This is a genomic window from Edaphobacter sp. HDX4, assembly GCF_036877565.1.
Lineage (GTDB): Bacteria > Acidobacteriota > Terriglobia > Terriglobales > Acidobacteriaceae > Edaphobacter.
In genome coordinates this window covers 147088-172748 of the sequence record NZ_JAEDXW010000003.1, presented here as the reverse complement: position 1 = coordinate 172748, position 25661 = coordinate 147088, and the positions used below count along the sequence as shown (strand labels likewise).

Here is a 25661-nt window from a genome sequence, read left to right as displayed (position 1 = left end):
CCAGCAGAATGGTTCCGGTCCCGGCAAAGAGTTGGACTTTTTGCCGGAACCGGACGAAATTAAAGCTTACGCCACTTGCGTCCCTCAGATTCGAGGAGAGCATCGGCAGCAGAAGGTCCCCACGTTCCGGCAGCATAGTTCGGGAAGTCCTTCACCGGAGTCTCGGCCCATGCCTTCAGAATGGGAGTCATGAGCGCCCAAGTCGCTTCCACGCCATCGCGGTGAGCGAACAACGTGCCGTCGCCCAGCATCGCGTCCAGCAGCAGGCGCTCGTACCCGTTGGCAGAAGACTTGCCAAACGCATCGGCGTAGCTGAAGTTCATCTGCACCGGGCTGATATCCATGCTCGGCCCCGGCAGCTTGGCGCCGAAGCGCAGAGAGATGCCTTCGTCCGGCTGGATGCGCATCGAGATTAGGTTCGGCTTGATGCCACTTGAATCGTGACACTCGCCGCCTTTGAACAGAAGCATGGGAGGCTGCTTGAACTGGATCGTAATCTCCGTCACGCGCTTCGCCAACCGCTTTCCTGCGCGGATGTAGAACGGAACTCCCGCCCAGCGCCAGTTTTCGATCTCCAGCCGCACCGCAGCATAGGTCTCGGTCTGCGACCGTGGATGAACACGGTCCTCCTGGCGATATCCCGGAACAGGCTTGCCGTCCACGATGCCCGGACCATACTGTCCGCGAACCGTATCTGCAGGATGTATGGGCGAGATGGCCTTCCACACCTTCACCTTCTCGGCACGGACCGCATCCGCTTGGAACGAGACGGGCGGCTCCATTGCGACAAAGCTCAACAGCTCCATCACATGGTTCTGTACCACGTCACGCAACGCTCCGGCCTGCTCATAGAACGGTCCGCGGCCCTCAATACCGATCGACTCTGCGGCGGTAATCTCCACGTGATCGATATAGTTGCGGTTCCAGACGTTCTCAAAGATGCCGTTAGCGAAGCGGAAGACGAGGATGTTCTGCACCGTCTCTTTGCCCAGGTAGTGATCGATACGGAAGATCTGGTCTTCGTTGAAGACCTTGTTCACCTCATCGTTCAGCGCGCGGGCCGATTCCAGATCGTGACCGAACGGCTTCTCGATGATCGTTCGAACCCAGGGAGTCTTGCCGTCCACTTCCTCTTCAGGCTGGGCCATCTTGTTCTCGCCCAGATAGTTGATGATGTCCGAGAAGTATTCCGGCGCCGTCGCCAGATAAAACAGGCGATTGCCGCGCGTATTGAACTTTCCGTCCATCTCCGCGAGCTTCTTCTTCAGAGACTCGTAGCCTGCCCCATCATCGAAGTTCATCGCGTGATACTGCACTCGGTCGATGAAGGGAGCCAGCTTAGGATCACTCTCCTCCACACCGCCGCCTGCGACGATACCTTCCATCATGTCCGGAGCAAAGCTCTCCTCCAGAGGCCTTCGCGCTACACCAAGGACAGCGAATTCCTGGGGCAGAAGGTTAGCCTGTTGCAGGTGATACAGCGCTGGCAGCAGCTTGCGCTTGGTCAAATCACCGGATGCGCCAAAGATGACGACGATGCATGGATCGGGGGTGCGCTCGTTATTACGAGCGGCCGCCGCTTTATCCGAACCTACTTGAACTTGTGTGGTAGCCATATCGATCTTCCTTACAATCTACTCAGGGTTAAGCCTTCTTGACCTCGTGGCCGCCAAAGGCGCCGCGCATGATCGAGATCATGCGATCGGTAAAGTTATTCTCTTCGCGCGACCGCAGTCTGCGGATGAGCGATTCCGTAATCACTGGCGCCGATATGTTCAGATCGATCGCCTCCATCACCGTCCAGCGGCCCTCGCCCGAATCCGGAACCCACGCTTCAAGTCCCGCAAGCGTCGGATTCTTGTCGAGAGCATCTGCCGTCAGGTCCAACAGCCACGAGCGCACAACCGAACCCTTCTGCCAGATATGCGAAACCTGCGTCAGGTCCAGATCGAGTTCCTGCTTCGCCTTCATGATCGAGAAGCCTTCCGCATAGGCCTGCATCAGGCCATACTCGATGCCGTTGTGCACCATCTTCACAAAATGTCCTGCTCCCGACGGCCCGACATGGCCCCAGCCTTCAGTAGGAGAAGGTGCAAGCGCCTCGAAGATCGGGGTCAGCCGCTCTACCGGAGTCTTATCTCCGCCGATCATCATGCTGTAGCCTTCCTTCAGCCCCCAGACTCCTCCGGATGTGCCGCAGTCGACATACTCAAATCCCTTCTTGACGACCTCGTCGTGACGTCGCTGCGTGTCCTTGTAGTTTGAGTTCCCCCCATCGATGATGGTGTCGCCCTTGTCGAGAAGGGCCTCAAGCTTGGCGATCGTCTGATCTACCGGGTCGCCGGATGGAACCATGATCCAGATCGCGCGAGGAGCCGAGAGATTCTTCACCAGATCTTCCAGCGAATTCACACCAAGAGATCCCGTCTCCGTGAGCTTCGCGGTCGTCTCTTTATTGAAGTCGAAACCAACAACCTTGTGGCCGGCGAGCTTTAGCCGCTCGGCCATATTGAAGCCCATCTTGCCGAGTCCGATAAGTCCAAGTTCCATCCGTGTTTCCTTTCTAGCTGAACGGCTATGCCGTCTCCGTTATCACGCGTAACCGCGCGCCTTCATAGATCGCTTCAGGGCTCGAGGGTCTCCGTGGGAAAGTCCGCGCCAACCGTAACCTTCTCCCAGGCCGACATCTCCTTCTGCCAGACTTCCAGCTTCTGCCTCACACGTTCCAGGGCTCCCGCCCCCAGCAGCAAGCGAAGCGGAGGGTTCGGCGAATCCACCACCTGCATCATCGCCCGAACCGCCTTCCGGGGATCTCCTGGCTGCTTCCCGTGCTGGTTGCTACGATATCGCCGCGCGTTGTCGGCCGTGGCGCCGTAGTCCTCAATCCTCTTCTGAGCTTCCACACCGGAACGGCCCAGAAAGTCCGTACGGAACGGACCCGGCTCGATGATCGTGACTCGAATTCCAAGCGGCGCAATCTCCTGAGCTAACGCCTCGGAGAGTCCTTCGACAGCGAACTTCGTGCTCTGGTACAGTCCCCATCCCGGCGACGCAGTGAGACCGCCGATCGAAGAGAGATTCAGGATATGCCCGCTATGCTGCCTGCGAAGTTGCGGCAAAACCGCCCGCGTGACACGCAGCAGGCCGAACACGTTGGTCGCGTACATCGGCTCCAGCTCCGCGTCGGATACCTCTTCAATCGCGCCCGTCACACCATAGCCGGCATTGTTGACCAGGACGTCAATTCCGCCGAATCGCTCCACGGCCTTTGCGACCGCAGCGTCTACCTGCTCCTGTCGGGTTACATCCAGGGGAAGCGCGAGGGCGCGGCCAGGAAATCTGCTCTCCAAATCCGCAATCTGATCTACATTCCGAGCCGTGCTCACCACGTTCTCGCCAGCCTTCAGTACTTCTTCAGCCAGCAGACGTCCGAATCCAGTCGAGCTTCCCGTGATAAACCACGTCCGCGGCTTGGTTCCTTCTGACATTCCATCTCCTCAGACGTTCGAGCGGCCAGAGAACGAGGACAACCCGTCTGCCAGGCAAAGGGTTTGCAACATCCGGATCTTGCGAAGGCGGTTGAGCAAGAAGAGCCTCGTGTGCTCTCTCTCTTGAGATGCTTGCCGCTTCACTTCGGACGCGAAACAAGGCCGGTGAAACGAAGGGCGAGGAGTCATTCTCCTCGCCCTCTTCTGCTACTTCTTGACCAACTGCTTTGCCTTCTCAACAATGTGGCCGACGCTGATGCCCAGCTTCTCGAGAGCGATCGGTCCGGGAGCGGATGCCCCAAAGCGATCCAGTCCGATCACGCCGCCGTTGTGGCCGATGTACTTGTACCACCCCATCGTCGCTCCGGCTTCGATAGCAAGCTTGGGCGTGTTCTCCGGGAAGATCGAAGCCTTGTACGCCTCATCCTGCTCGTCAAAGATCTTGAAGCTCGGCATCGAAACCACCGTTACACCGATTCCTGCAGACTTCAACTCCTCGGCTGCCTTCATCGCGATCGAGACCTCTGAGCCGGTTGCGATCAGGATGATGTCCTTGCCTGCACTCTCCAGCTCATAAGCACCCTTGCGAGTTCCCTCGAAGACCTTGTACTTGGCCAGATCCAGAACCGGAAGATCCTGACGCGACAGCGCCATAAAGCTCGCGCTCTTCCGCTCCAGGGCAAGCTGCCAGCAAGCAGCCGTCTCATTGGCGTCGGCTGGACGGAAGTCCGTCAGCTGCGGAATCAGGCGAAGCGACATAAGCTGCTCGATCGGCTGGTGCGTCGGTCCATCCTCGCCCAGGCCAACCGAGTCGTGCGTGAAGATGAACAGCGAGTGCACACTCATCAGCGCCGCCATGCGGATCGCATTGCGGGCATAATCCGAGAAGGTGAAGAAGGTAGAGCCGAATGGGATCACGCCACCGTGCGCCGCCATTCCATTCACCATCGCGCACATGCCAAACTCGCGGACACCGAAGAAGACGTTCCGGCCCTTCGGATCCACGTGGAAGTTCGCTGAATCTTTAAAGATCGTCTTGGTGGAGGCCGTCAGGTCGGCAGCGCCGCCAAACAGTTCAGGCACGACGTTCTCAATCGCGTTCATCACAATCTGCCCTGCATTGCGAGTCGCCACCGGCTTCTCGATCGGGAAGGAGGGAATCTTCTTCTCCCATCCATCCGCAAGCTTCGCCTTGATAACGCGATCGAACTCCGCCGCCGGTTCGGGATAGGCCTTCTTGTACTCTTCAAAGCCCTTCTGCCACTCTTCATGAACCTTCTTGCCCTTCTCCTTGGCCTGCGCCCAGTTCTTCGCAGCCTCCTCGGGAACATAGAAGCTCTTGTCCTCGGGCCAGCCGAGGTTCTTCTTCGTAGCCTTCACCGCCTCGGCTCCGAGAGCCTCGCCGTGCACCTTGCTGGTTCCGGCCTTCGGGCTTCCATAACCGATCACCGTCCGCACACGAATCAACGAAGGCCGGGTCGTCTCTGCCTGCGCAGCCTTAATCGCAGCTTCCAGGGCGACCAGGTCGTTGCCGTCGTCCACCATCTGCACGTGCCAGTGATAGGCCTCAAACCGCTTCGTGACGTCCTCGGTAAAGCTAAGTTCGGTCGGTCCATCCAGCGAGATCAGGTTGTCGTCATAAAGCACGATCAGCTTGCCGAGATTCAGGGTTCCCGCCAGCGAGGCAGCCTCGTGCGAGATGCCTTCCATCAGGTCGCCGTCGCCACACAGCGCATAGGTGAAATGATCAACAATTGCGTGCTCGTCCCGGTTGTAGACCGCCGCGAGATGCTTCTCCGCCGTGGCAATACCCGCAGCCATCGCAAAACCCTGACCCAGCGGACCGGTCGTAACCTCGACACCTGGAGCCTCGCCGTACTCGGGATGGCCCGGAGTGTGCGAACCCCACTGCCGGAACTGCTCCAGCTGCGACATCGGCAGGTCATATCCAGAGAGATGAAGCACGCCATAAAGAAGGGCCGAAGCATGGCCATTCGACAGCACGAACCGATCGCGATTGATCCAGAGCGGATCCGTGGGATCGTGCCTCATCAGCTTGTGGTACAGCAGATAAGCGATAGGGGCGCAGCCAAGGGGCGCGCCAGGATGGCCTGACTTTGCTTTTTCCACCGCATCGACGGCTAGAAAACGGAGCGCATTGATGGAGAGCTGGTCAAGCGCATTCTGCTGATCGGTCTGCTGTTCGCTCATTCTTTTCTTTTTCCTTTTCAGGTTCCGGCGCTCGCGTCGCGGCGCTCAATTCGCGTTATTTTCGTGTTAGGGCATTAGCCTTACCCAGTGTACAGGCGTCCCCGGCCCTGCCGCATCTCACCGCCCCAAAGACTAAGCGGGTACGATCTCTACCTCGATATTCCTTCCCAGCCAGCGATCCGAAGTCTCATCCTGGGGCCATTCCTTCGTGAAGATGATCTTTCCCCTTTGATTCGCTTCGGTCGGGATATCAACATAGGCCACCGACTGACTCACCATCTTCGCGTGAACCTCATTCTTCGTCGCCCAGTTGTCCATCGTATACACCACATTGAAACGTTCGAAATCCACAATCCGGAGCGTATACCCCGCTGGAACCGTCCTGACGGCACGCCCGTCAGAGTAGATTTGCTTGTGGTTGGTAAAGCTTCTCTTATCTGCGTCCACGGCATAGCGCTCGGCCACAATCGGGATCCGATCGAAGACCTCCCCGTCTGCGAGCGAACGCAACAGCTTCAGATACTCGGAGTGGGCCCACACCAGCGGCTGGGCCGCCCCCGCAGACCGGCCGTGATACATCCCTTCCGAAGGAAGATCGGCCTTGTCCCAGATCTGCTCCGGAAGCATGCCGCCCTTTGAGCTGAACTTCTCCATCGCCGTCGTAAGCTTCTTGCAGCTTCTTCCCGCCGCCACCTCATAGTGAGCCCGTTCCCCCGTCAGCAAAGGCCACGCACGTCCTTGCCCCCACCCCTCGAAGGGACCACCATCTTTCCTCTGCCCATAGCCATCGTGGTTATAGCGCCGCCAGCAGGGACCGAAAGGAGTGTCGATCTTCAGCACATGGTCCACCACCTTCAGGGAATCCACAATCAACGGATCATCTGCCCGCCGAACTCCGTACCGCACCAGCTCCAGAAATCCGGCATCGACCACCTCTCGAGCCTCAAAGACGTTTCTCTCCTCCGGTCCCCGGTTCGCAATCCGGAACGAACCCACCGGAACCGTGGCGTCATGGAACGGCTCTCCCGGCGCGGGAGGCTGGATGCGGACATAATGACGCTTTACCTCTGGCAGCAGCATGCCATCGCTGGTCGTCGTCCACTCCTCCAGATGTGCCTCAATCCAGTCCGCGTATCCCTCCAGAAAATCTGCCAGCTCCAGCGATGAATGCGCGCGCGATATATCCGCCGCACACAAGAGCCCTGCAATAACAGCCGCCAGCGTCGAAGGAGAATATCCGGCCGTCTCCTCCCACCGCTCCTGCTGCGTGATCGGCGCATACTTCACCAGGAACGCTACCGCACGTTCCACAAAGGGAAATATCTGAAAGCTTCCAAGCTTTTCATGCTTCCAGAGTCGCCACGCGAGCATGATCGGAAAAGCGACTTCGTCAAGTTGAATCCCCAGCCAGTAAGGCGTTCCATCGATCCAGAAGTTCTGCGCAAAGCTTCCGTCCGGCCGCTGCGTGCTCGCTAAATAGACCAGTGCTCGCAGGGCAGTCTCGTCCCGGTTGCACGCCAGCAGCGCAGTTGCGGTCTGCACCATGTCCCGCGTCCATACCAGGTGGTATCCACCAAGGTCGTAGTCACCCCGCGCCGCGCCCCATGGGATGGAAGCGGAAGCGATGAAAGCTCCCGAAAAGGTCTTGTCTTCGTGCGCAAGCAGGACATTGTGGCTGATTCGCGCCAGCCATCCCTCGTCGGTAGCCTGCGCCGCCAGAAGTTCGGGCGAAGACACCCTTCCCCACTGCAGCAGAAAGCGCTTCAGATGACTCTCGAAGGGTGTTGCAAGACTCTGCAGCATGCCGGCAACCGCTGCATGATGCCCCTCCCCGAAGGAGAGCGCGATGGTGAACTCGCGATTCATCGCAACGTCAATCTCACCTGTAACAGCTATATTTCCATCGAGAGCCTGACCGAACTGCCAGGTCATCTTCATGTCCTCAAACAGATCCTGATAGCCGTCGCTCGCTCCCACGTATCCGCAAGACGAGCGCGTAAACCCACAATCGGCTCCCATCGCAAGTGAGGTGTTGTCCTTCCAGGCCAACAGGCATCTCTTGCCCGCTACATCCACCGAACGCGCCGAGTTGCCCGCGCCGCCGCCATTCAGGTGAGGAGCCAGCAGCGCATAACACTTCATCCGCCTCAGAACCTCTTCCTCCCCCTCGATCTTCACGTGCATCAGGACGGAGGAGAAATGCGGATTCGCAGTAACGACCTTCGTCACCCGGTAACGGCCTCCGCGCTCCTGTCCCTGCATCCGCACTGCAAGCGCCGCACCGTCGACATACTCGAACGTGTAGTCGATATCGCGTTTTTCTTCGTGGCAGAACGTATCGCCGTCGCTGAACAGCAGCTCCATATCGCGTGTCTGCGGACGATCGATCGTCGGGAAGTAGATCTCGTTCAGCGTTCCATGCGACATCGTGTACCAGACCCGGCTCGAGGCCGAGTAGGCAGTTCCCACCGCATCCTTTCTGCTTGAAGTCCACCGCGGTTCCAACCCCGGCGCTCCAAATGCCGTCCCCTCGTCATCCAGCCAACGGTAATTCCCAGAAAGTGTGCTCATGGCATTATTAGAACGCAAATCCTCTCGTGCTGTACTACCCGCTCCTTTGTGAAACAGGTGTCAATACTCTGATTGCGCTATCATTGCCGAGGTTACGACTATTTGTCGTGCGCGCTGGCTAAGTTGCATCGCACCCAGCGTCTCGGGCATCTCAACAACTTGAAACCCGGCCCATCCACATCCGCGGCCGGCACGAACTGCAAAGACACAGGAGAGACAAAGTGGCATACGAACTTCCCCCTCTGCCCTATGACTACGCCGCACTCGAGCCCCATATCGACGAAGCGACCATGAAGCTCCATCACGACAAGCATCACCAGGCTTACGTGACCAACCTCAATGGCGCGGTCGAAAAACATCCGGAGCTCGGCGCCAAGTCACCCGAAGATCTCCTCAAGGATCTCAGCTCCATCCCCGAAGATGTGCGCAAAGTTGTGCAGAATAATGGCGGCGGACACGTCAACCACACCATGTTCTGGCAGATCATGAAGCCGAAGGGCGGTGGCGAGCCCACCGGAGCCATCGCTGACCAGATCAAGACCGATTTCGGCGACTTCGAAACTCTGAAGAAGCAGTTCAACGAGACCACCGCCAAGCAGTTCGGATCCGGCTGGGGCTGGCTTGTCTTCAAGGGCGGAAAGCTAGAGATCGTCACCACCCCCAACCAGGACAATCCTCTGTCGCAGGGACTTTACCCCATCCTCGGCAACGACGTCTGGGAGCACGCCTACTACCTCAAGTATCAGAACCGGCGCCCAGAGTACCTTGCAGCCTGGTGGAACACCGTCAACTGGGACGAAGTCAACAAGCGCTACGAGACCGCCAAGAACTACAAATAAGTATTGGCCCCATCACCACAAAAAGATAAGGCTGCCCTCAGGCAGCCTTATCTTTTGGTCTCGTGATTCGCGACCCAGGCAAAATCCCGGAACGATTCTCCCGGAACCGGCGTACCTTTAGGCACAAACATCTCATCGTGTCGCCGTACAAGGGAGACTCCATGCAGTCGATTCCTCAGGACCTTCGCTATGGATTCCGCCAGCTAAGAAAGTCGCCCGGCTTCGCCATCACCGCCATCCTGACGCTTGCACTCGGGATAGGCGCGACGACTGCGCTCTTCAGCATCGTCGACGGCGTTCTTCTCAAGCCTCTCGCTTACCGCGATAGCGGCAGGCTCGTAGCCGTCTGGGAGCGGGTACGCTTCCTCGAGAAGCTCTTCCCTTACACCGGGCCAAATCCACGGCATATCGACCTCTGGCAGAGACGCGCCAGCGCCTTTAGCGATATGACTGTGTTGCAGGCGAACTCTGTCGGGGTGAGCCGCGAAAGCGGAGACCATCCCGCACTGGTCGGCAGAGTGAACGGCCAGGCCAACCTGCTGGACGTGTTAGGCATACAGCCCATTCTTGGCCGGAACTTTCTTCCTCAGGAGACGACAGAAGGCCATCAGAACGTCGTCCTCATCAGCTGGCGCATCTGGCAGAATCTCTTCCATGGCGATCGCAATGTCATCGGACGAACCATCAACGTCGCCGGAACGCCGCATGAAATCATCGGCGTCCTTCCGCAAAGCTTCTACTTCCCCAAGGCAAATGAGCTGGCCTCTTCGCCAATCGCGCGACAGTTGCCGGAGATTGAGGTTATCTCTCCTCTGGTCCTCAATCCTCTCCACAACTTTGGCTGGATGAGCGACTTCGGCAACCTTGTTGTTCTCGGCCATGTCAAACCCGGCGTCTCTCTCGCCCAGGCCCAGGAGCAACTCAACGTCATAGCCGACGATATCGTCCGCCAGGTTCCCCCGAACCAGCTCGATGGAGATCCTCACGGAGCCCTCTCGGCCTACGTACAACCCCTCAAGGATGCGATCGTCGGCAAGACCGCCACGCGTCTGTGGCTGCTCTTCGCGGCCGTCGCAAGCGTTCTGTTGATTGCCTGCGTCAATCTCGCAAACGTCCAGCTCGCGCGATTCGCCGGCAGAGACAGGGAAGCCGCGGTCCGCTCGGCGCTCGGAGCCTCTTCGGCGCGCCTGATCCAGAGTGCTCTGGCCGAAGCAAGTCTTCTCTCCGTGACCGGTGGACTTCTGGGCATCGCTCTCGCCTTTGCCGCCGTGCACTGGTTCTCGCGCTATGCGCAGCTCGCAATTCCGCGCACCGGAGCCATCACCATCAGCCTCACCGTACTTTCGCTCTCGGTTGCGCTCACCGTCGGTGCTTCCCTCATCTTCGGTGTGCTCCCTGCGCTGCGCCTGCTTCGTGTAAGGCCTCAGCAGGTCCTCCACGGCATGGGAAGAACCACTGCCTCGGCCTGGACCAACATCCTTCGACGCTGGCTCATCGGAGCCCAGGTCTTCTTATGCGTCACCCTCCTGCTCGTCGCAGGACTCTTTGCCCGAAGCCTCGCCCGTCTCTCCACGTTCGACAAAGGCTTCTCTACCGACCATGTCGTCGCAGCCGACGTCTTCCTCCAGGGCAAGGCCTTCAACGAAGCCTCGCGTGCCAGCTTTGCGGATGGCGTCCTCGCAAAGCTGCGCTCCCTCCCCGGCGTGCAGTCCGCCTCCGTGGCCAGCGCGATGCTGCTTGAAGGAGAGACATGGATCGATGGCGTCTCTCCCACCGACCAGGCCGAGCAGCAGCACGCGCTCGCAAACTACCGCTGGATCAGTCCCGGATACTTCGCCACCCTGCAACAGAAGATCATCTCCGGACGCGCTCTCAACGACAGCGATCGCGGCACAAGAAACGCCGTAATCTCCGAAGCTACCGCCCGCGCCGTCTGGCCCGGACGCGAGCCGGTGGGTCGCCAGTTCAAACGCAACGGAAATCTCTCCACCGTCGTCGGAGTCGTCGCCGACGCCCACAACAACTCCCTCCGCGAAGCTCCTGTCAACATGGTCTACCTCCCCTTCTGGGATGCACCACCACGAGCAGCTTATTTTCTCGTTCGAGGATCCCAGGATCCCTCGCAGCTCATCGAAACAGTACGCAGCACCATCTGGAACTACAACCCCGATGTCACCATTGCTCGCGTCCACACCCTGGACTCTCAGGTCAGCGACTCCATCGCTCCGGAGCATCTCGAGACCAGCATCCTTCTTGCATTTGGCGGAGCCGCGCTGCTGCTCGCTCTCCTCGGCATCTACGGAACTTTGAGCTACGTCGTCCAGACACGTACCCAGGAGGTCGGGATTCGTATAGCCCTCGGAGCCTCCCGCCAGAGCGTGTACTGGCTGATGACCGAAACCATCCTGCCGCCCGTCCTTCTCGCGCTTCTCGCCGGATGGGCTGCAAGCCTTGGGATCGGCCGCACGCTCTCCGCTCTGCTGTACGACACCGCCCCAACCGATCCCGTCGTCAGCATCTCTGTCGTTCTTCTCTTCGCGATAGCAGCGGCTGCAGCCACGTTTGTTCCCTGCCGGCACGCAGCACACATCGACCCCATACAGGCCCTGCGCGCAGAGTAGACCTCGGCACTATTGGAGCATAGCCGGAACCGGTGCCGTCGCCACGCCTACATGAGAATCCGCACACCCGTAATAGAGAAACAGCTTCTGCCTGAACAGCACCAGCCCCTCGGCAAAGGTCGTGCCAGCCGCATACTGCCCTGACCTCTCGTAAGGCTGCTCCGGCTTGAAGACCGGCTCCTCCACACGATCCTTCAGCTTCGTCGGATCGTCTGCCGAAAACAGCGCCTCGCCCACCGAGTACGTCCCCGCAGCCAGCTTCGAATCACCGCCCGCCTTCTCCGCATTCTTCGCGTTGTAGATCACGACGATCCCCTTCGTCGTCAGCAGCGGCGGAGGCCCGCTCTCCGGAAACGCACTGTCGAACTTTCCCACTCGATCCTTCAGCAGTTCCACCGGCTTGCCGCTCGCATCTTCCACCGGAGTCCAGTGAATCAGATCCGTCGAAGTCGCCAGGCGAATCTGGATCTCGCCCCAGTACATCCAGTACCTGCCCTTGATCTTCGCCGCCATCAGCCTGTCACCGACACGGTGCGTCACAATCGCCGCCGACTTGTACTTCAACCCTCCGTACTTGCCCTCCGATCCAAACGCCTTCCCATGTTTGGTCCATGTCCGCAGATCCTTCGACGTCGCAATTCCCACCGAGTAGACGCCTCGAGTACGCGCCCACTGGGTATACGTCAGCACATACGTGCCGTCTTCACCCTCGACGATCCGCGGGTCCTCCACACCTCCGGGAACCTCGTTCTCCTGCTGGCTGTCGTGGTTGGGATAAAACACCGGCTCAGGCAGGCGCTTGAAGTGCAGCCCGTCGTCGCTCTCCGCCAGCCCCAGCCGCGACGTGTGCTCGCCGATCACCATCGCCCCCGTATCGTCCTCCGCGCGATAGAGAACATAGATCTTCCCGTCCTTCACAATCGCGGCAGGGTTGAACGTGTGCAGCGCCTCCCAGTGAACCTGCTTGCCCGAGATCGGATCGGTAAACGTCGACTGCGGCCTGGGGCTTATCACCGGAGCGTCCGCCGGCCTCGTAAACGGCCCCACCAGCCAGTCCGGACTGTGCGCCTCTGCCGCGTTCTGCGCACTGCATACCACCGGCGCCACGCCACACAACAGCACCACCGCCATCCAAGCTGCACGCATCATCACTCTCCTCGAACTCTCCCGCGCGAGACGATCCTCTCCCGCTTCAGGCACCAGCCCTACTGCTCCGGGTGCAGATGCATCTTCAGGAACTCCACATAGATCTTCCAATCCGTCGGCACCATCCCGTGCCCTCCATCATGCATGTAATAGCTCAGGTCATGCAGGATCGGCGTCTTCGCCTCCGGCCATGTCTCCGTATCCAGCGGGTCCTTGCCGAGCAGCTTATAGACCGGCCCTGCCGCAACCGCCGCGAGAAACTCTCCCTTCGGATCCGACCAGAAATCCGTGTCGCCGGTCTGCAGCAGCAGCGGTCGTGGCGCAATCAGCGCAACCAGCATGTTCGCATCCATCGGTGCCTTGTCTGGGAATCCCGCCCACTTCCCATAGTTCTCCGCAAACTGGTACGGATACCGCGTCGGCGCTGTCAGGTGCGCAATGGTCTCGCCGTAATCGCGGTGACTCAGCGCCGCTCCCCCCTCACCCGAGCAGCTCGCAATCACCGCCGCGAAGCGTTGGTCGTGTGCCCCTGCCCACATCACCGTCTTGCCCAACCGCGACACGCCATGGATCGCGACTCGTTTCGCATCCACGCTCTTGTCTGTCTCAAAGTAATCCTGCACCCGGCTCATGCCCCACGCCCACGCCGCAATCGTGCCCCACTCCTCCGGTCCACGCGAGCTCTGCCCCGCCTTCAGGTAGTACTTACGAATGCCGCTCGAAAAACCCTCCGCAAAGTCTGGATCAACGTCGCCGTAATAGAACGTCGCCACGCCGATCCCCGCATCCAGAACCGCCTCTACGTCCAGCTTCCCAAACGCCCGCGCCTTGTTGGCAGGAATCTTCGTCTTCGTCTTGATGTCCCAGACCTCCCCCACCGGAAGATCCGGGTCATCCACCGAATTCGAAGGTGCCGAGAAGCTGATGCACAACAGCATCGGGACCGGCTTCTTCGCCGCCGCCGGCAGATACTCCACCAGGTGAATCACCGGCGCACTCTTGTCCGCCGACAGATGCACATCGATTCGCTTTCGCATCGCCTTCCCCTTCAGTGCGGGGGTTGGCTTTTCCACCACGTCGAAGCTCTCGCCCTTGGGACGGCCCGGCGCTCTGCCATACTGCTGCGTCTCGAAGAGCGATACGATCTCCGGCCGCCGCTTCTTCGACCATGTCTTGGCGTCCGTCACCGCCTTGCCGCCGTTCAGCTTCAAAGCGTCGGGAAGCGTATACGTTCCCACCTTGGCCTCGTCATAGTTCACCGGAATGCCGGCCACCACACCCTGCGGATTCTGCGCCCACGCTCCAACGCTCCAGCCGGTAAAGACGAGTGAGGCCGCAACCATGCTCAGCGAAATCCCCTGCTTGACTCCCATCGACAAACTCCCGTTCTACGCGCCCCAGGAGCGCTGATTCATCTTCGAAACCGAATGCGTTGCCGGAAAAGCTCGCCGATAACAATAGGTCGATGGACGTCAAAACGTCAAAATTGGTCGCCCACTTCCGCTCCCGCTCTTACAATCCATCCCAGCGCCGAAACCGCAACACCTCGGCCTCCGTCTCCCTCAACACGCCATGAACCGACGCCGCCTGCTCCAGACCTCCGCCCTCCTCACCGCAGGAACCATCCTTCCCAAAGGACTTTTGGCGTGGACCGCACCTCCGGTCGCGTCCACAAACTCCGGCAAGGTGCGAGGATTCGTCGATCAGGACATTCTCGTCTTCAAAGGAATTCCTTATGGTGCCGACACTGCAAGCACCCGGTTCGCTCCACCGGTCAGACCTCAGCCCTGGACAGGCATCCGCGATTGTCTCTCCTTCGGTCCTCAGGCCCCGCAGCCGATTCACGCCCGGCAGGACCGCTCCACATTCGCTCCGCTCGACGCAGCCAGCCCGGTCAACAGCGAAGACTGCCTCCACCTCAACGTCTGGACGCCCGCCCTCGATCACGGCAAACGCCCCGTTCTGGTCTACATCCACGGCGGAGCTTACTCCTCCAGCTCCTCCAATGGCCCTGTCTACGACGGTGTTCGCCTCGCCCGTCGTGGAGATGCGGTCATCGTCACTCTCAACCACCGCCTCAATCTCTTCGGATACCTTTACCTCGCGGAACTCGCCCCGCCTTCCCTGAGCGACCTCTTCCGCGACTCCGGGAACACAGGCCAGCTCGATCTCGTGCTCGCCCTCGAATGGGTCCGGGACAACATCGCCAACTTCGGCGGCGACCCTTCGCGGGTTCTCATCTTCGGTCAGTCTGGCGGAGGAGCCAAGTGCGCCACTCTGATGTCAATGCCTGCGGCCGCAGGCCTCTTCCATCGCGTCATGACCATGAGCGGCCAGCAGCTCACCGCCACGACACCTGAGCACGCGACCGCTACTGCGGCTGCCGTTCTCAAGGCGCTTGAACTTACCCCCTCTACCCTCGACAGCCTCCGCGATCCGGGCAAGGTCTCGATGGAGAGACTCGTCGGTGCTCTTCATGCCGGGCACTACTATGGTCCCGTCCACGACGGCCGCACGCTGCCGCACGATCCGTTTTCCCCCGAGGCTCCGTCGATCTCTGCCAACGTCCCCATGATCCTCGGCAACACCCACGACGAGACCCGTCTGCTCATCGGAGCCTCCAACCCCGCCCTCTTCTCACTGGACTGGGCGCAACTCCCCGCACAGCTTGAACACTATCGCCAGTTCCTCGGCGACCTTTCGACCGGCTCCATCATCTCCGACTACCGCAGCTGGTATCCCGCCTATTCGGCCTCGGACGTCTTCTTCGCCGTCACCACCGCCTTTCGCTCCTGGCACGGCATGGTCATCGAATCGGAACGCCGAGCCCGTCAGAACGGCCCCACCTGGGTCTACAACTTCACCTGGAAGTCTCCGGTGGACGGCGGCAAGTGGGGTGCTCCCCACACCATCGATATTCCCTTCGCCTTCGACAATCTCGAGTTCGCCGCATCGATGACCGGCACCAGCCCCGATGCCCAGCGGCTCGCCTCGCAGTACGCCGACACGCTGCTCCACTTCGCCCGGCACGGTGACCCCAACCGTCCCGGTCTGCCCCCGTGGCCACGCTATGACCTGACGAAGCGCCCGACCATGCTGTGGGATTCTCCGGCGCGCGTAGAAGACGATCCCCGCGGCGAAGAACGAAAGCTGATCGCCAAAGCGCCTTACATCCAGCCCGGCACGTGATCCTTCACAGGCTGTCAAGCGCCAATGGCACCTAAGTAATTCAAAATAAGGTATATATGCTATGCCAGCGAGTTCCAGCGCGACAGCTATACTGGAAGAGAAAGAAGAAAAGACCCGGGAGAGATTCCCGGGCCTTTTTCTTTATTCCTGATTAGGATTCTGACCGAGGTCCGGACCTAAACCTTTTGGATGGAAGATTTTGCACAAAAGTGACGGGGTGGGGCTAGTCGACGGGCTGGCCCTTCCGCGGTCGCCGATTCGCCTGCAGAACCTTCTTTCGCATGCGCAGCGACTTGGGAGTCACCTCAACCAGCTCATCCTCTGCGACGAACTCGATCGATTGCTCCAGCGTCAGCTGTTTGTACGGCGTCAGGCGCAGCGCATCGTCAGAACCCGAAGCACGCATGTTCGTCAGCTTCTTTTCGCGCACGCAGTTCACGTCCAGATCGTTGTCGCGCGAGTGCTCGCCGACGATCATGCCCTCGTAGACCTCGATGCCATCCGGAACAAACAGAACGCCGCGGTCTTCGAGGCCCGAGAGTGCGTAGGTCGTCGTCGTTCCCTGGCGGTCGGAGATCAGAGCGCCCGAAGGACGCTGAGGAATCTCACCCGTGTAAGGGATATAGTCGCCCGCGATTGAGTTCATGATGATCGTGCCGCGGGTTTCGGTCAGCATCTCGTTGCGCAGACCGATCAGGCCACGCGACGGCACGTTGAACTCCATGCGAACCCGGCCTGAGCCGTGGTTCGACATCTTGGTCATCTCACCCTTGCGTGGTCCCAGCTTCATAATGACCGTACCGGAGAACTCCTCCGGTACGTCGACCGAAAGGATCTCCGAGGGCTCCATCAGCTCATCGTTGACGCGCTTGGTGACGATCGTCGGACGCGAGACCATCAGCTCGAATCCCTCGCGACGCATATTCTCGATCAGCACGGAGAGCTGCAGCTCGCCGCGGCCCATAACCTTGAAGCTGTCTGGCGAACCGGTGTCCTCGACGCGGATGGAGACGTTGACCAGGAGCTCGCGTTCCAGGCGCTCCTTGATGTTGCGGCTGGTGACCTGCTTGCCTTCCTTGCCCGCGAACGGTCCGTTGTTGACCGTGAAGACAATGGCGATGGTCGGCTCATCGATCTTGATGCGTGGCAGAGGCTTGGGGTCCTCGATCGCACAGAAGCTATCGCCGATGGTGATGTTCTCGATGCCCGCAATCGCGACGATGTCACCAACGTCGGTGGAGTTGGTATCGATGCGCTTCAGGCCATCGTAGGTAAAGAGCTTGGTGATCTTGACCGGGGACAGCGAGCCATCAGCCCGCGAGACGTTGACCTCCTGCCCGTTGCGCAGGGTGCCGTTGAAGACCCGGCCGATCGCGAGACGGCCCAGGTAGTCCGAGTAGTCAAGGTTGGTGACCAGCACCTGCAGATCGCCCTCGGGCGAGCCGGGCGCGACCGGGATCGTCTTGATGATGAGGTCGAAGAGCGGCATCAGGTCCGTACCCGGCGTCGCCAGGTCCATCGTCGCCGTACCGGCCTTGCCGTTGGTGTAGATGATCGGGAAGTCCAGAACGTTCTCATCGGCATCGAGGTCGATAAACAGGTCATAGACCTCGTTCACAACCTCCTGGGGACGTGCGTCGGGGCGGTCGATCTTATTGATCACAAGGATCGGCGTCAGCTTGGCCTCAAGCGCCTTGCCCAGCACGTAACGCGTCTGCGGCAGCGGGCCTTCCGAAGCGTCGACCAGCAGGACTACACCGTCGACCATCTTCAGCGCGCGCTCCACTTCGCCGCCGAAGTCGGCGTGACCAGGCGTATCGACGATGTTGATCTTCGAGTCCTTGTAGTGGATGGCCGTATTCTTGGCCAGAATCGTGATGCCGCGCTCTCTTTCAAGGTCGTTCGAGTCCATGACTCGGTCGGCGACAGCTTCGTTCGAACGGAAGGTGCCTGACTGGCGAAGCATGGCGTCGACGAGAGTGGTCTTGCCGTGGTCGACGTGGGCGATGATGGCGATATTTCGGATCGGCTGCTGGCTCACTGCGTTGAATGTCCTGTCTTTTGTACGCGCCTAAGGATGGGAAAGACTGAAAATGCGCGCGTTGTTTAAGTTTACCGCAGATGATGCACCGTAAGGGCTGCTGACCTCCGAGGAATCAAGAACACATGGTAAAAACGTGATAAATATCACTCTTTCCCGCGAGATAATGAAGAAAGAAGCACCGCCTAAGGAATAAGCCCATGTCGAGCCCAGAGATCGCCGCCTGTACCCACCCGCTTCGGACCAGCGTAGCGGACTTCATCGCCGGACTACGCGAGCTGGAGCGGGACCTGATCACAAAAGATAAGATTGCTGCCTACATGGCCGCCACGACCCTGCGGCCCGAGGTCCTGCACGACTACACCTGGTGGCGCGAGAGCTTCTATACACGCAACCTCATCTATCGTGACGAACTCTTTGAAGTCATGACCATCTGCTGGTCGCCAGGCCAGAAGACCGCGATCCACACGCACAACGGCCAGCTCGGATGGATGACAGTCTCTCAGGGCGAAGTCCTGACGCATGAATATCATCACACCAGCTGCAACGCGCCGGAGAACCAGAACGTCGTCAACATCGACTGCCTCGGCGGAGCCACCGAGCTCGAGATCGACAAGATCCGCACCATCAGCTGCGCTGAAGGTACTGGCATGGTCACCGTAGACAAGCTGCAGACAATCCATCAGATAGAAAACTCCGGAACCACGGGCTGCATCAGCCTGCACGTCTACTCCAGGCCGTTCGATTCCTGCATCGCCTTCGATCTCGAAAAGCAGCGCTGCTATCGCCGCCAGCTGAGCTATTTCAGCAGAGAAGGCCATCGGCTCGAAAAATAGAACGACTCTCGCAGTGCTTTCCAGTTGGTCGTTCGACCGCACTCCCGCTATACTCAAAACTCCTCCATGGCCCAATCGACATCGATGCAATTCGCGCAGATGGCAATGAAAACCTATCTGCTGGACCACGCCTACGATGAGATGTTCGCCTCCTCTGAGGATCTCCGTCAGCACTACGAACCGCTGCTTCAGCTGTTCTCCTCTCTCCCTCCCGATGAGCTGCAGCGGAGAAAACAGGCCGCAGATCTCAGCTTCCTGAACCAGGGAATCACCTTCACGGTCTATGGCCGACAGGAAGGCACAGAGAAGATCTTCCCCTATGACCTGCTGCCCCGGATCATCACGGCAGCGGAGTGGGGCAAGGTCGAGCATGGCCTGGTGCAGCGGATCACCGCGCTCAATCTCTTCCTGAAAGACATCTATAACGAAGGCCACATCCTGCGCGACGGCGTTGTTCCGCGCGAAGTCGTCTTCAGCTGCAAGCATTACCGCCGCCAGATGATCGGGCTACAGGTTCCGCGCAACATCTATATCGCCATCTGCGGCACCGACCTCATCCGCCTGGAAAACGGCGAGTTTGTCGTCCTTGAAGATAATCTCCGCGTTCCCAGCGGCGTCAGCTACATGCTGACCAATCGTCGCGTGATGAAGCGCATCTTCCCGCAGCTGTTTCGCAGCTACAACGTTCGTCCCATCGAACAGTACACCCAGCTATTGCTGGGAACGCTGCGCTCGCTCGCGCCCGAGGGAAGACCTGAACCGAACATCGTCCTGCTGTCACCGGGAGTCTTCAACTCGGCGTACTTCGAACACGCTTACCTCGCCCGCCAGATGGGAATTGAGCTGGTCGAGGGCCGTGACCTCGTGGTTCACGACAACGTCGTCTACATGCGGACAACCTGCGGGCTCCGGCGCGTAGACGTGATCTACCGTCGCGTCGATGATGACTTCATCGATCCGCTCGCCTTCCGTCCCGACACTATCCTGGGCGTGGCGGGCCTCTTCAATGCATATCGCGCCGGCAACGTTACCCTTGCGAACGCCTTCGGCACCGGTGTCGCCGACGATAAGGCGCTCTACGCCTACGTTCCCGCAATCATTCGCTATTACCTGGGCGAAGACCCGGTTTTGAAAAACGTCGAGACCTACCTGATGACGCGCCCAAGCGAGAAGCAGCACACACTCGCAAACCTGGACAAGCTTGTGGTCAAAGCAGTAGGTGAGAGTGGCGGCTACGGAATGTTGATCGGGCCGCAGTCCACCGCCGAGGAGAGAGAAGAGTTTGCGCGCAAGATCGAGGCCGATCCCCGGAACTACATCGCACAGCCAACCATCTCGTTTTCTCGTGCCCCCTGCCTGGTCGATGATGCTTTGGAACCGCGACACGTAGATCTGCGGCCTTACGTCCTGTACGGCGATAAGGTGACCGTCGTGCCCGGCGGCCTGACCCGCGTCGCGCTCAAGCGGGGATCGCTGGTGGTGAACTCCTCGCAGGGTGGCGGTAGTAAAGATACCTGGGTGCTAAGCCAGTGAGAGGAGTAGCCGATGCTGTCACGTGTAGCCGATAGCCTGTATTGGATGAGTCGCTACCTCGAGCGCGCCGAGCACACCGCTCGTCTGCTCGATGTGAACCTGAACCTGATGCTCGATGAATCCTCAGCGAGTTCAGGACTCCGATGGGAGCGTGTGCTGCATGCGATCGGTGCACCGCACGATGTGGAGTGGAACGGCGATCCTTATGCGCTGACGCAAACTCTCTCCCACGACGCACAGAAGAAGGGCTCGATCGTCAGTTGCATCGTAGCTGCCAGGGAGAACTCCCGGCACGTGCGCGAGCAGATCTCTACCGAACAGTGGCATCAGCTCAACTCGCTGTACCTTCAGGCGACGCGGCCCAATCTGCAAAACGAAATTGACCCGACTGAGTTTCTCCAGTTGGTGATGGATTCCATTCATCAGTTCCAGGGCATTACGGATTCCACGATGAGTCACGGTGAGGGCTGGCACTTCATTCAGGTGGGCCGCTTCATCGAGCGCGCAACCGCCACTGCCATGCTGCTCGAGGCCTACCATGAAGATCTCTGGATTCACCCCGAACGCATTCCGGAGGGAAGCGAGTATCTGGAGTGGATGGGACTACTGCGCTCCGCGACAGCGTTCGAGGCGTACTGCAAGGTCTACACAGCGGATCTTTCGCCCGAGAAGGTTCTAGAGTTTCTTCTTCTGGACCCCCGATTCCCCCACTCGCTGCGATTTGCGATCGACACAATGCAAAATGCGCTCGAAGCAATTCAGCAGGAGAGCGGAAAACAGCGTGCCGAACCGCTGCACCGGCTCGCAGGTCGTCTGCATGCGATGCTCAGCTTCAGCAGCATCGACGACATTCTGAACCAGGATGCCGTTACTGTGCTGCAGAACATTCAGGCGCAGTGCCGCGCGATCCACAACACGATCTATGAGCTGTACATCGACTACTCCATCCAAATAGCGCTGGCAGGCTAGAAAGGAGCTCCGCCCTGTTTTATTCGATCCGTCATCTGACGAAGTTCCTCTACAGCCAGCCGGTCAGCGAGAGCATGATGGAGACGCGGATGCATCCGCGCAGCGATCACAACCAACGCTGCCTCACCTTCCATCTATCCGTGAGTCCTCGTTGTCGTGTCTTCAGCTATCGCGATCATCTCGCCAACCACGTGCATCACTTCGACATTCCTGGACTGCATCCGCAGCTGGTAGTCGTTGCAGAGTCTCTGGTCGAGGTACAGGCCTCCTCCCACATCCCTTCGTTTCTTGCGCCCGACGCCTGGACCGAACTCGATGCGCTCGTGGAGAAGGGTGACTACTGGGAGATGCTGCTGCCCAGTGAATTCGCGGGCCCGACGGATGCGCTGGAAGCCTTGGGCGATCACCTGGACGTGCGGCGGCGGGATGATCCGCTGATGGTACTGCATCAGCTGAATCAGCAGATCTTCGAGTACTTCGACTACAAGCCGAAGTCAACCGCGGTCGACTCTCCCATCGATGTAGCCCTGGGGACGAGGGCAGGTGTGTGCCAGGATTTTGCGCACATCATGATCACCCTGATCCGGTCCAGATTGAGAATTCCCTGCCGCTATGTCAGCGGTTATCTCTACCATGGCGCCGCCGATCACGACCGATCTCTCCACTCGGCCACGCATGCATGGATCGAAGCCTTTCTTCCTCAACTCGGCTGGGTGGGTTTCGATCGACCAACTGGCTGGTTACTGGAGAACGTCATATTCGCACCGCGATTGGCCGGGATTATGCCGATGTTCCGCCGACGCGGGGAATGTTTCGCGGGTTTGCTGCCAGCGACCTCACGGTCGCGGTTCGGGTGACTCCAAGCGAAGCGACCGCGGGGCTGGACCATGAGCTTCCGGTTCCGGAAGACTGGTCGATCTTGGTCGAGAAAGCGACTCAGCTGCCGGAGCAGATTCGGCCTGCTGCAAAACAGCAGCAGGTGGCTCAGCAGCAGCAGGTCAAAAAAGCCATCGATCTGCGCAGCCTGGAGATCTAGGCTCCCGCTTAGAGATTCATCTTCTTGAAGATGCGGTCAGGGATGTTGCGGATAACGAACATGATGGGCTGCCACTGAAATGGCACATAGAGATTGTCAGCCCTTTTGTCGATGGCAGCGACGATCGACTTTGCCACGGCATTCACATCAGCGAACTTCTCTGAACCCTTCATTCCCGCCGTCATGGCAGTCCTGGTCGGGCCGGGCTTGATGGTGAGCACGGTCACGCCTTCGCGGTCGATGCGGTTGCGAAGACCTGCGAGAAATGCAGAGAGACCTGCCTTCGAGGAGCCGTAGACGTAGTTCGATTTGCGGCCACGATCTCCTGCGACTGACGAGAGGACTGCAATCACGCCGCTGCGACGCTGGACGAAGAAATTGGCCAGCCACGTGATCAGCGAGACCGGAGCCATCAGGTTCGTGTGCAGGATGTGCGCCGCAGTATTGAAGTCCTGCTCGGCTTGCTGCTGATCGCCGAGAACACCATGTGCCAGATAAGCTACATCGAGACCGGCGAGTGAGTTGACTGCGTGGGCCAGCAGAGCGGCGTGACGCTCTGTGTCGTCCAGATCGGCTACCGCGGTGTCAACGAAGCTGGCGCCTCGAGCGCGAAGATCGGCGGCGACGGCGGCCAGCTTGTCCGCATTGCGAGCAACAAGAAAGAGGCTGGCTCCCTGCGAGGCCCAGATGCGGCAGGTAGCTTCGGCGATACCGGACGTCGCTCCGAGGACGAGAATCTTGCGCGAGGCGGCGGTGGGGTTCTGTGCGGCTGTTGTCGTTGCCATTTGACTCATAGACTGGGCTGGTCTCCGGTTACGCGCTCCCAGAAGCTGGAGGTGATCATAGGATCGCGGAAGCGAGCTAGCTTCTCCCATTCGGGATAGAAGGATTGAAATTGAGCCGCGGTCATTGCGGCATCCTTGGCCGGATAGAGACGGCCCCCGAACTCGAGCGTCATGTCCGCGAGACGCTCAAAGAGCGGGAAGCTCTTATCGGGTTTGATGGGGAAGTCGAGAGCAAGCGTGATTCCCGGCCGCGGGAAGCTCATCACGCCAGGAGAAGGAACGTCGCCAAAGGCTTTGAGGACGGCGAGGAAGCTGGCCAGACCGGACTTCGCCACTTCCTTGAGGATCGCGACCGTGCCTTCACGAGCGTTGTTCCAGGGAATGACGTACTGGAACTGGAGCAGGCCACTCTTGCCGTACATGCGATTCCAGTGCAGCACCTTGTCGAGCGGGTAGAAGAATGGCTCGTAATCCTGAAGAGTCGTGACCCGCTCTTTGATCTGCTTATGGAAGAACACCGTATTGAACGCGGCAACGCTGAGATGGTTGAGCGCGAATCCGGGAGCGTCGATGGGGAAGACGAGCTTCGGCTCGGGTGACGGCTGCAGCGGAGCACGCTTGGTCGAGTGATCGCCCTGCATGAAGATGCCGCGGCAGAAGTTCTTGCCGGTCGAGGTGCAATCGACCCAGCTGACGGTGTACTCGATCTCTTTGCTGGCTTCGGTCAGGGCGAGGAACTCGTCGATCCCGTGAAACTGGATTCCCTCGTAATCGATCAGCCTGGAGACGATGGGCTTGAGCTGCAGGGTGGCCCAGCGGATGAGCCCCGTGAGGCCGAGGCCGCCGATGGTCATCTCGTAGAAGTCCTGATTTTCTGCCGGTGAGCAGCGAAGGACGCTTCCGTCGGAACGGACCAGCTCGAACTCGGTGACATGGCGGCCGAAGGTCCCGGCGATGTGGTGGTTCTTGCCGTGGATGTCGTTCGCGATGGCGCCGCCGAGCGTGACATACTTCGTTCCCGGCGTTACAGGGAGGAAGAAGCCGCGGGGAACGGCGAAGTCGAGGATCTGCGCCAGAGAGATTCCTGCCTCGGCGGTCAGGAGACCCGTCTCGGGATCGAAGGCGATCAGGCGGTTCATCCCGGGCGTGGCGACGAGATTGCCGCCTTTGAGGAGGCAGACGTCGCCATAGCTGCGGCCAAGGCCGACCGGGAGGATTCCATTGGGCACGTTCTGCACGATGGCTGGATAGTCGGTCTGCCAGTGCAGCGGGATGATGTTGGCCTGATAGACGGGATAGCGGCCCCAGGATTCGAAGGAGGCTTTTCCGGCTGGCTCGTCGCCAGTGCTGCGGAGGGTCAGCTGCTGGTTGGCTGTGGGGGCAGTCGGCATAGAGTCAGGATAGACGATCCATGTTGCATTGCAGTATTCCACGGATGGGGAGGAGGAGAGACGAGAGAGGCGCAGCCGTGGTCGCGCCTCTCTCCAGTAGGGGGTTACCTTAGGCGACTTTGGCAGTCTTTGCGGCGGCCAGAGCGGCCTTGGCCTGCTCAGCGAGCGCGGTGAAGCCGGCTGCGTCGTTGGCGGCGATGTCGGCGAGGATCTTGCGATCGAGGCCGTTGCCTGCCTTCTTGAGGCCGTCGATGAAGGTCGAGTAGCTCATGCCGTTCAGCTTGGCGGCGGCGCCGATGCGGACGATCCAGAGGGAGCGGAACTGACGCTTCTTCTGCTTGCGTCCGGTGTAGGCGAACATCAGGGAGCGCTCGACGGCTTCCTGGGCTGCCTGGTAGAGCTTGGATTTCGTGAGGAAGTAACCACTGGCGCGCTTGAGGATCTTTTTGCGGCGGTCGTTACGTTTTGTACTCCGTTTTACACGGGGCATCGGTGTTCTCCTTTTGCGTACATCGTTTGTGCGGCTGGAGGTAAGGTCTGCCTCTTCACTCGCTTTGCAACTTCAGATCTCGGTGGAACTCACTTCGCTCGTGCTTGTGAGATTTCCAGGGGCCTTTACGCTTTTACCGGCCCTTTGCTGTCTCCAGCGGCTCGACCTGAAAAACTAGCACGTTCCCTTATTCCCAAAACTAAAGACTTTTTGTCTTTTTATCAGGCGTAGGGGAGCATGCGTGCGACTTTAGGCGTATCCGCGACGGAGACCAGGACGATACTGGCAAGCTTGCGCTTGGTCTTGGTCTTCTTCGAGGTGAGGATGTGGCGCATCTTGGACTGGCCGCGCTTGAACTTGCCGGTGCCGGTCTTCTTGAAGCGCTTGGCCGCGCCTGAGTGTGTCTTCAACTTTGGCATTGGTGATCCTAGGCTTACTGCTTTTTGGACAACTTACCGAGTATACAGGAAAGCTCTCCTCTGGAGCGGTTTTTGATTGGTGCCGAGGGACCCCAC

At 59.5% G+C, this 25661-nt stretch carries 20 protein-coding genes; 8 read left to right on the top strand and 12 right to left on the bottom strand.

Annotated features, from left to right (window positions below):
* Positions 1 to 59 precede the first annotated feature (59 nt).
* From zwf to JAO29_RS04895, 5 genes are all read right to left on the bottom strand, one after another.
* Positions 60 to 1616, bottom strand: coding sequence for a glucose-6-phosphate dehydrogenase (zwf, locus tag JAO29_RS04915; RefSeq protein WP_334267068.1), 1557 nt, complete (start codon positions 1614 to 1616; stop codon positions 60 to 62).
* A gap of 28 nt (positions 1617 to 1644) precedes the next feature.
* A complete protein-coding gene (gnd, locus tag JAO29_RS04910) occupies positions 1645 to 2550 on the bottom strand; it encodes a phosphogluconate dehydrogenase (NAD(+)-dependent, decarboxylating) (RefSeq protein ID WP_334267067.1) in 906 nt (301 codons plus the stop codon).
* Positions 2551 to 2624: 74 nt separating this feature from the next.
* Positions 2625 to 3488, bottom strand: coding sequence for an oxidoreductase (locus JAO29_RS04905; protein ID WP_334267066.1), 864 nt, complete (start codon positions 3486 to 3488; stop codon positions 2625 to 2627).
* Positions 3489 to 3695: 207 nt separating this feature from the next.
* Entirely contained in the window at positions 3696 to 5699 is a 2004-nt protein-coding gene (tkt, locus tag JAO29_RS04900) for a transketolase (protein WP_334267065.1), read from the bottom strand.
* 132 nt (positions 5700 to 5831) lie between these two features.
* Entirely contained in the window at positions 5832 to 8270 is a 2439-nt protein-coding gene (locus JAO29_RS04895; protein WP_334267064.1) for a glycoside hydrolase family 15 protein, read from the bottom strand.
* Positions 8271 to 8491: 221 nt separating this feature from the next.
* Between JAO29_RS04895 and JAO29_RS04890 the strand changes: the two genes are divergently transcribed.
* The gene (locus tag JAO29_RS04890) at positions 8492 to 9109 is read left to right on the top strand and encodes a superoxide dismutase (RefSeq protein ID WP_334267063.1); all 618 of its coding nucleotides are present in this window, start codon (positions 8492 to 8494) and stop codon (positions 9107 to 9109) included.
* A 161-nt stretch (positions 9110 to 9270) separates the two neighbouring features.
* Positions 9271 to 11730 carry an ABC transporter permease gene (locus JAO29_RS04885; protein WP_334267062.1) on the top strand — a complete coding sequence of 820 codons (2460 nt, stop codon included), beginning with the start codon at positions 9271 to 9273 and terminating at the stop codon, positions 11728 to 11730.
* A 9-nt stretch (positions 11731 to 11739) separates the two neighbouring features.
* Here the strand turns inward: JAO29_RS04885 and JAO29_RS04880 are convergent, their stop codons facing one another.
* Together JAO29_RS04880 and JAO29_RS04875 are read right to left on the bottom strand one after the other, a co-directional pair.
* Entirely contained in the window at positions 11740 to 12879 is a 1140-nt protein-coding gene (locus tag JAO29_RS04880; RefSeq protein WP_334267061.1) for a glycoside hydrolase family 130 protein, read from the bottom strand.
* A 56-nt stretch (positions 12880 to 12935) separates the two neighbouring features.
* A complete protein-coding gene (locus JAO29_RS04875) occupies positions 12936 to 14249 on the bottom strand; it encodes a glucuronyl esterase domain-containing protein (RefSeq protein ID WP_334267060.1) in 1314 nt (437 codons plus the stop codon).
* Positions 14250 to 14448: 199 nt separating this feature from the next.
* Between JAO29_RS04875 and JAO29_RS04870 the strand changes: the two genes are divergently transcribed.
* Positions 14449 to 16065 (top strand): carboxylesterase/lipase family protein, encoded by a 1617-nt coding sequence (locus JAO29_RS04870; protein WP_334267059.1) that lies wholly within the window; start codon positions 14449 to 14451, stop codon positions 16063 to 16065.
* 223 nt (positions 16066 to 16288) lie between these two features.
* Here the strand turns inward: JAO29_RS04870 and typA are convergent, their stop codons facing one another.
* Entirely contained in the window at positions 16289 to 18106 is a 1818-nt protein-coding gene (typA, locus tag JAO29_RS04865) for a translational GTPase TypA (RefSeq protein WP_334267058.1), read from the bottom strand.
* 200 nt (positions 18107 to 18306) lie between these two features.
* Here typA and JAO29_RS04860 point away from each other — a divergent pair, with 200 nt between their 5' ends.
* The 5 genes from JAO29_RS04860 (at position 18307) to JAO29_RS04840 (ending at position 22480) form a co-directional block, all read left to right on the top strand.
* The gene (locus JAO29_RS04860; protein WP_334267057.1) at positions 18307 to 18942 is read left to right on the top strand and encodes a cysteine dioxygenase; all 636 of its coding nucleotides are present in this window, start codon (positions 18307 to 18309) and stop codon (positions 18940 to 18942) included.
* A 105-nt stretch (positions 18943 to 19047) separates the two neighbouring features.
* Positions 19048 to 20475 carry a circularly permuted type 2 ATP-grasp protein gene (locus JAO29_RS04855; RefSeq protein ID WP_334267056.1) on the top strand — a complete coding sequence of 476 codons (1428 nt, stop codon included), beginning with the start codon at positions 19048 to 19050 and terminating at the stop codon, positions 20473 to 20475.
* A gap of 12 nt (positions 20476 to 20487) precedes the next feature.
* A complete protein-coding gene (locus JAO29_RS04850; RefSeq protein WP_334267055.1) occupies positions 20488 to 21444 on the top strand; it encodes an alpha-E domain-containing protein in 957 nt (318 codons plus the stop codon).
* Between the two features lie 74 nt (positions 21445 to 21518).
* Positions 21519 to 22301, top strand: coding sequence for a transglutaminase family protein (locus JAO29_RS04845; RefSeq protein ID WP_334267054.1), 783 nt, complete (start codon positions 21519 to 21521; stop codon positions 22299 to 22301).
* Positions 22298 to 22480 (top strand): hypothetical protein, encoded by a 183-nt coding sequence (locus JAO29_RS04840; protein ID WP_334267053.1) that lies wholly within the window; start codon positions 22298 to 22300, stop codon positions 22478 to 22480. The genes JAO29_RS04845 and JAO29_RS04840 overlap by 4 nt, the downstream gene beginning before the upstream one ends.
* 8 nt (positions 22481 to 22488) lie before the next feature.
* Here JAO29_RS04840 and JAO29_RS04835 read toward each other — a convergent pair whose 3' ends face one another.
* The 4 genes from JAO29_RS04835 to rpmI all read right to left on the bottom strand — a co-directional run bounded on the left by JAO29_RS04835 (position 22489) and on the right by rpmI (position 25565).
* The gene (locus JAO29_RS04835; RefSeq protein WP_334267052.1) at positions 22489 to 23265 is read right to left on the bottom strand and encodes an SDR family oxidoreductase; all 777 of its coding nucleotides are present in this window, start codon (positions 23263 to 23265) and stop codon (positions 22489 to 22491) included.
* 5 nt (positions 23266 to 23270) lie between these two features.
* On the bottom strand, positions 23271 to 24656 hold the full coding sequence (locus JAO29_RS04830; RefSeq protein ID WP_334267051.1) for an FAD-binding oxidoreductase: 1386 nt from the start codon (positions 24654 to 24656) through the stop codon (positions 23271 to 23273).
* Positions 24657 to 24765: 109 nt separating this feature from the next.
* Complete coding sequence (gene rplT, locus JAO29_RS04825) at positions 24766 to 25146, bottom strand: 50S ribosomal protein L20 (protein ID WP_334267050.1); 381 nt, start codon at positions 25144 to 25146, stop codon at positions 24766 to 24768.
* Between the two features lie 221 nt (positions 25147 to 25367).
* Positions 25368 to 25565, bottom strand: coding sequence for a 50S ribosomal protein L35 (gene rpmI / locus JAO29_RS04820; protein WP_026388341.1), 198 nt, complete (start codon positions 25563 to 25565; stop codon positions 25368 to 25370).
* Between the last annotated feature and the right edge of the window lie 96 nt (positions 25566 to 25661).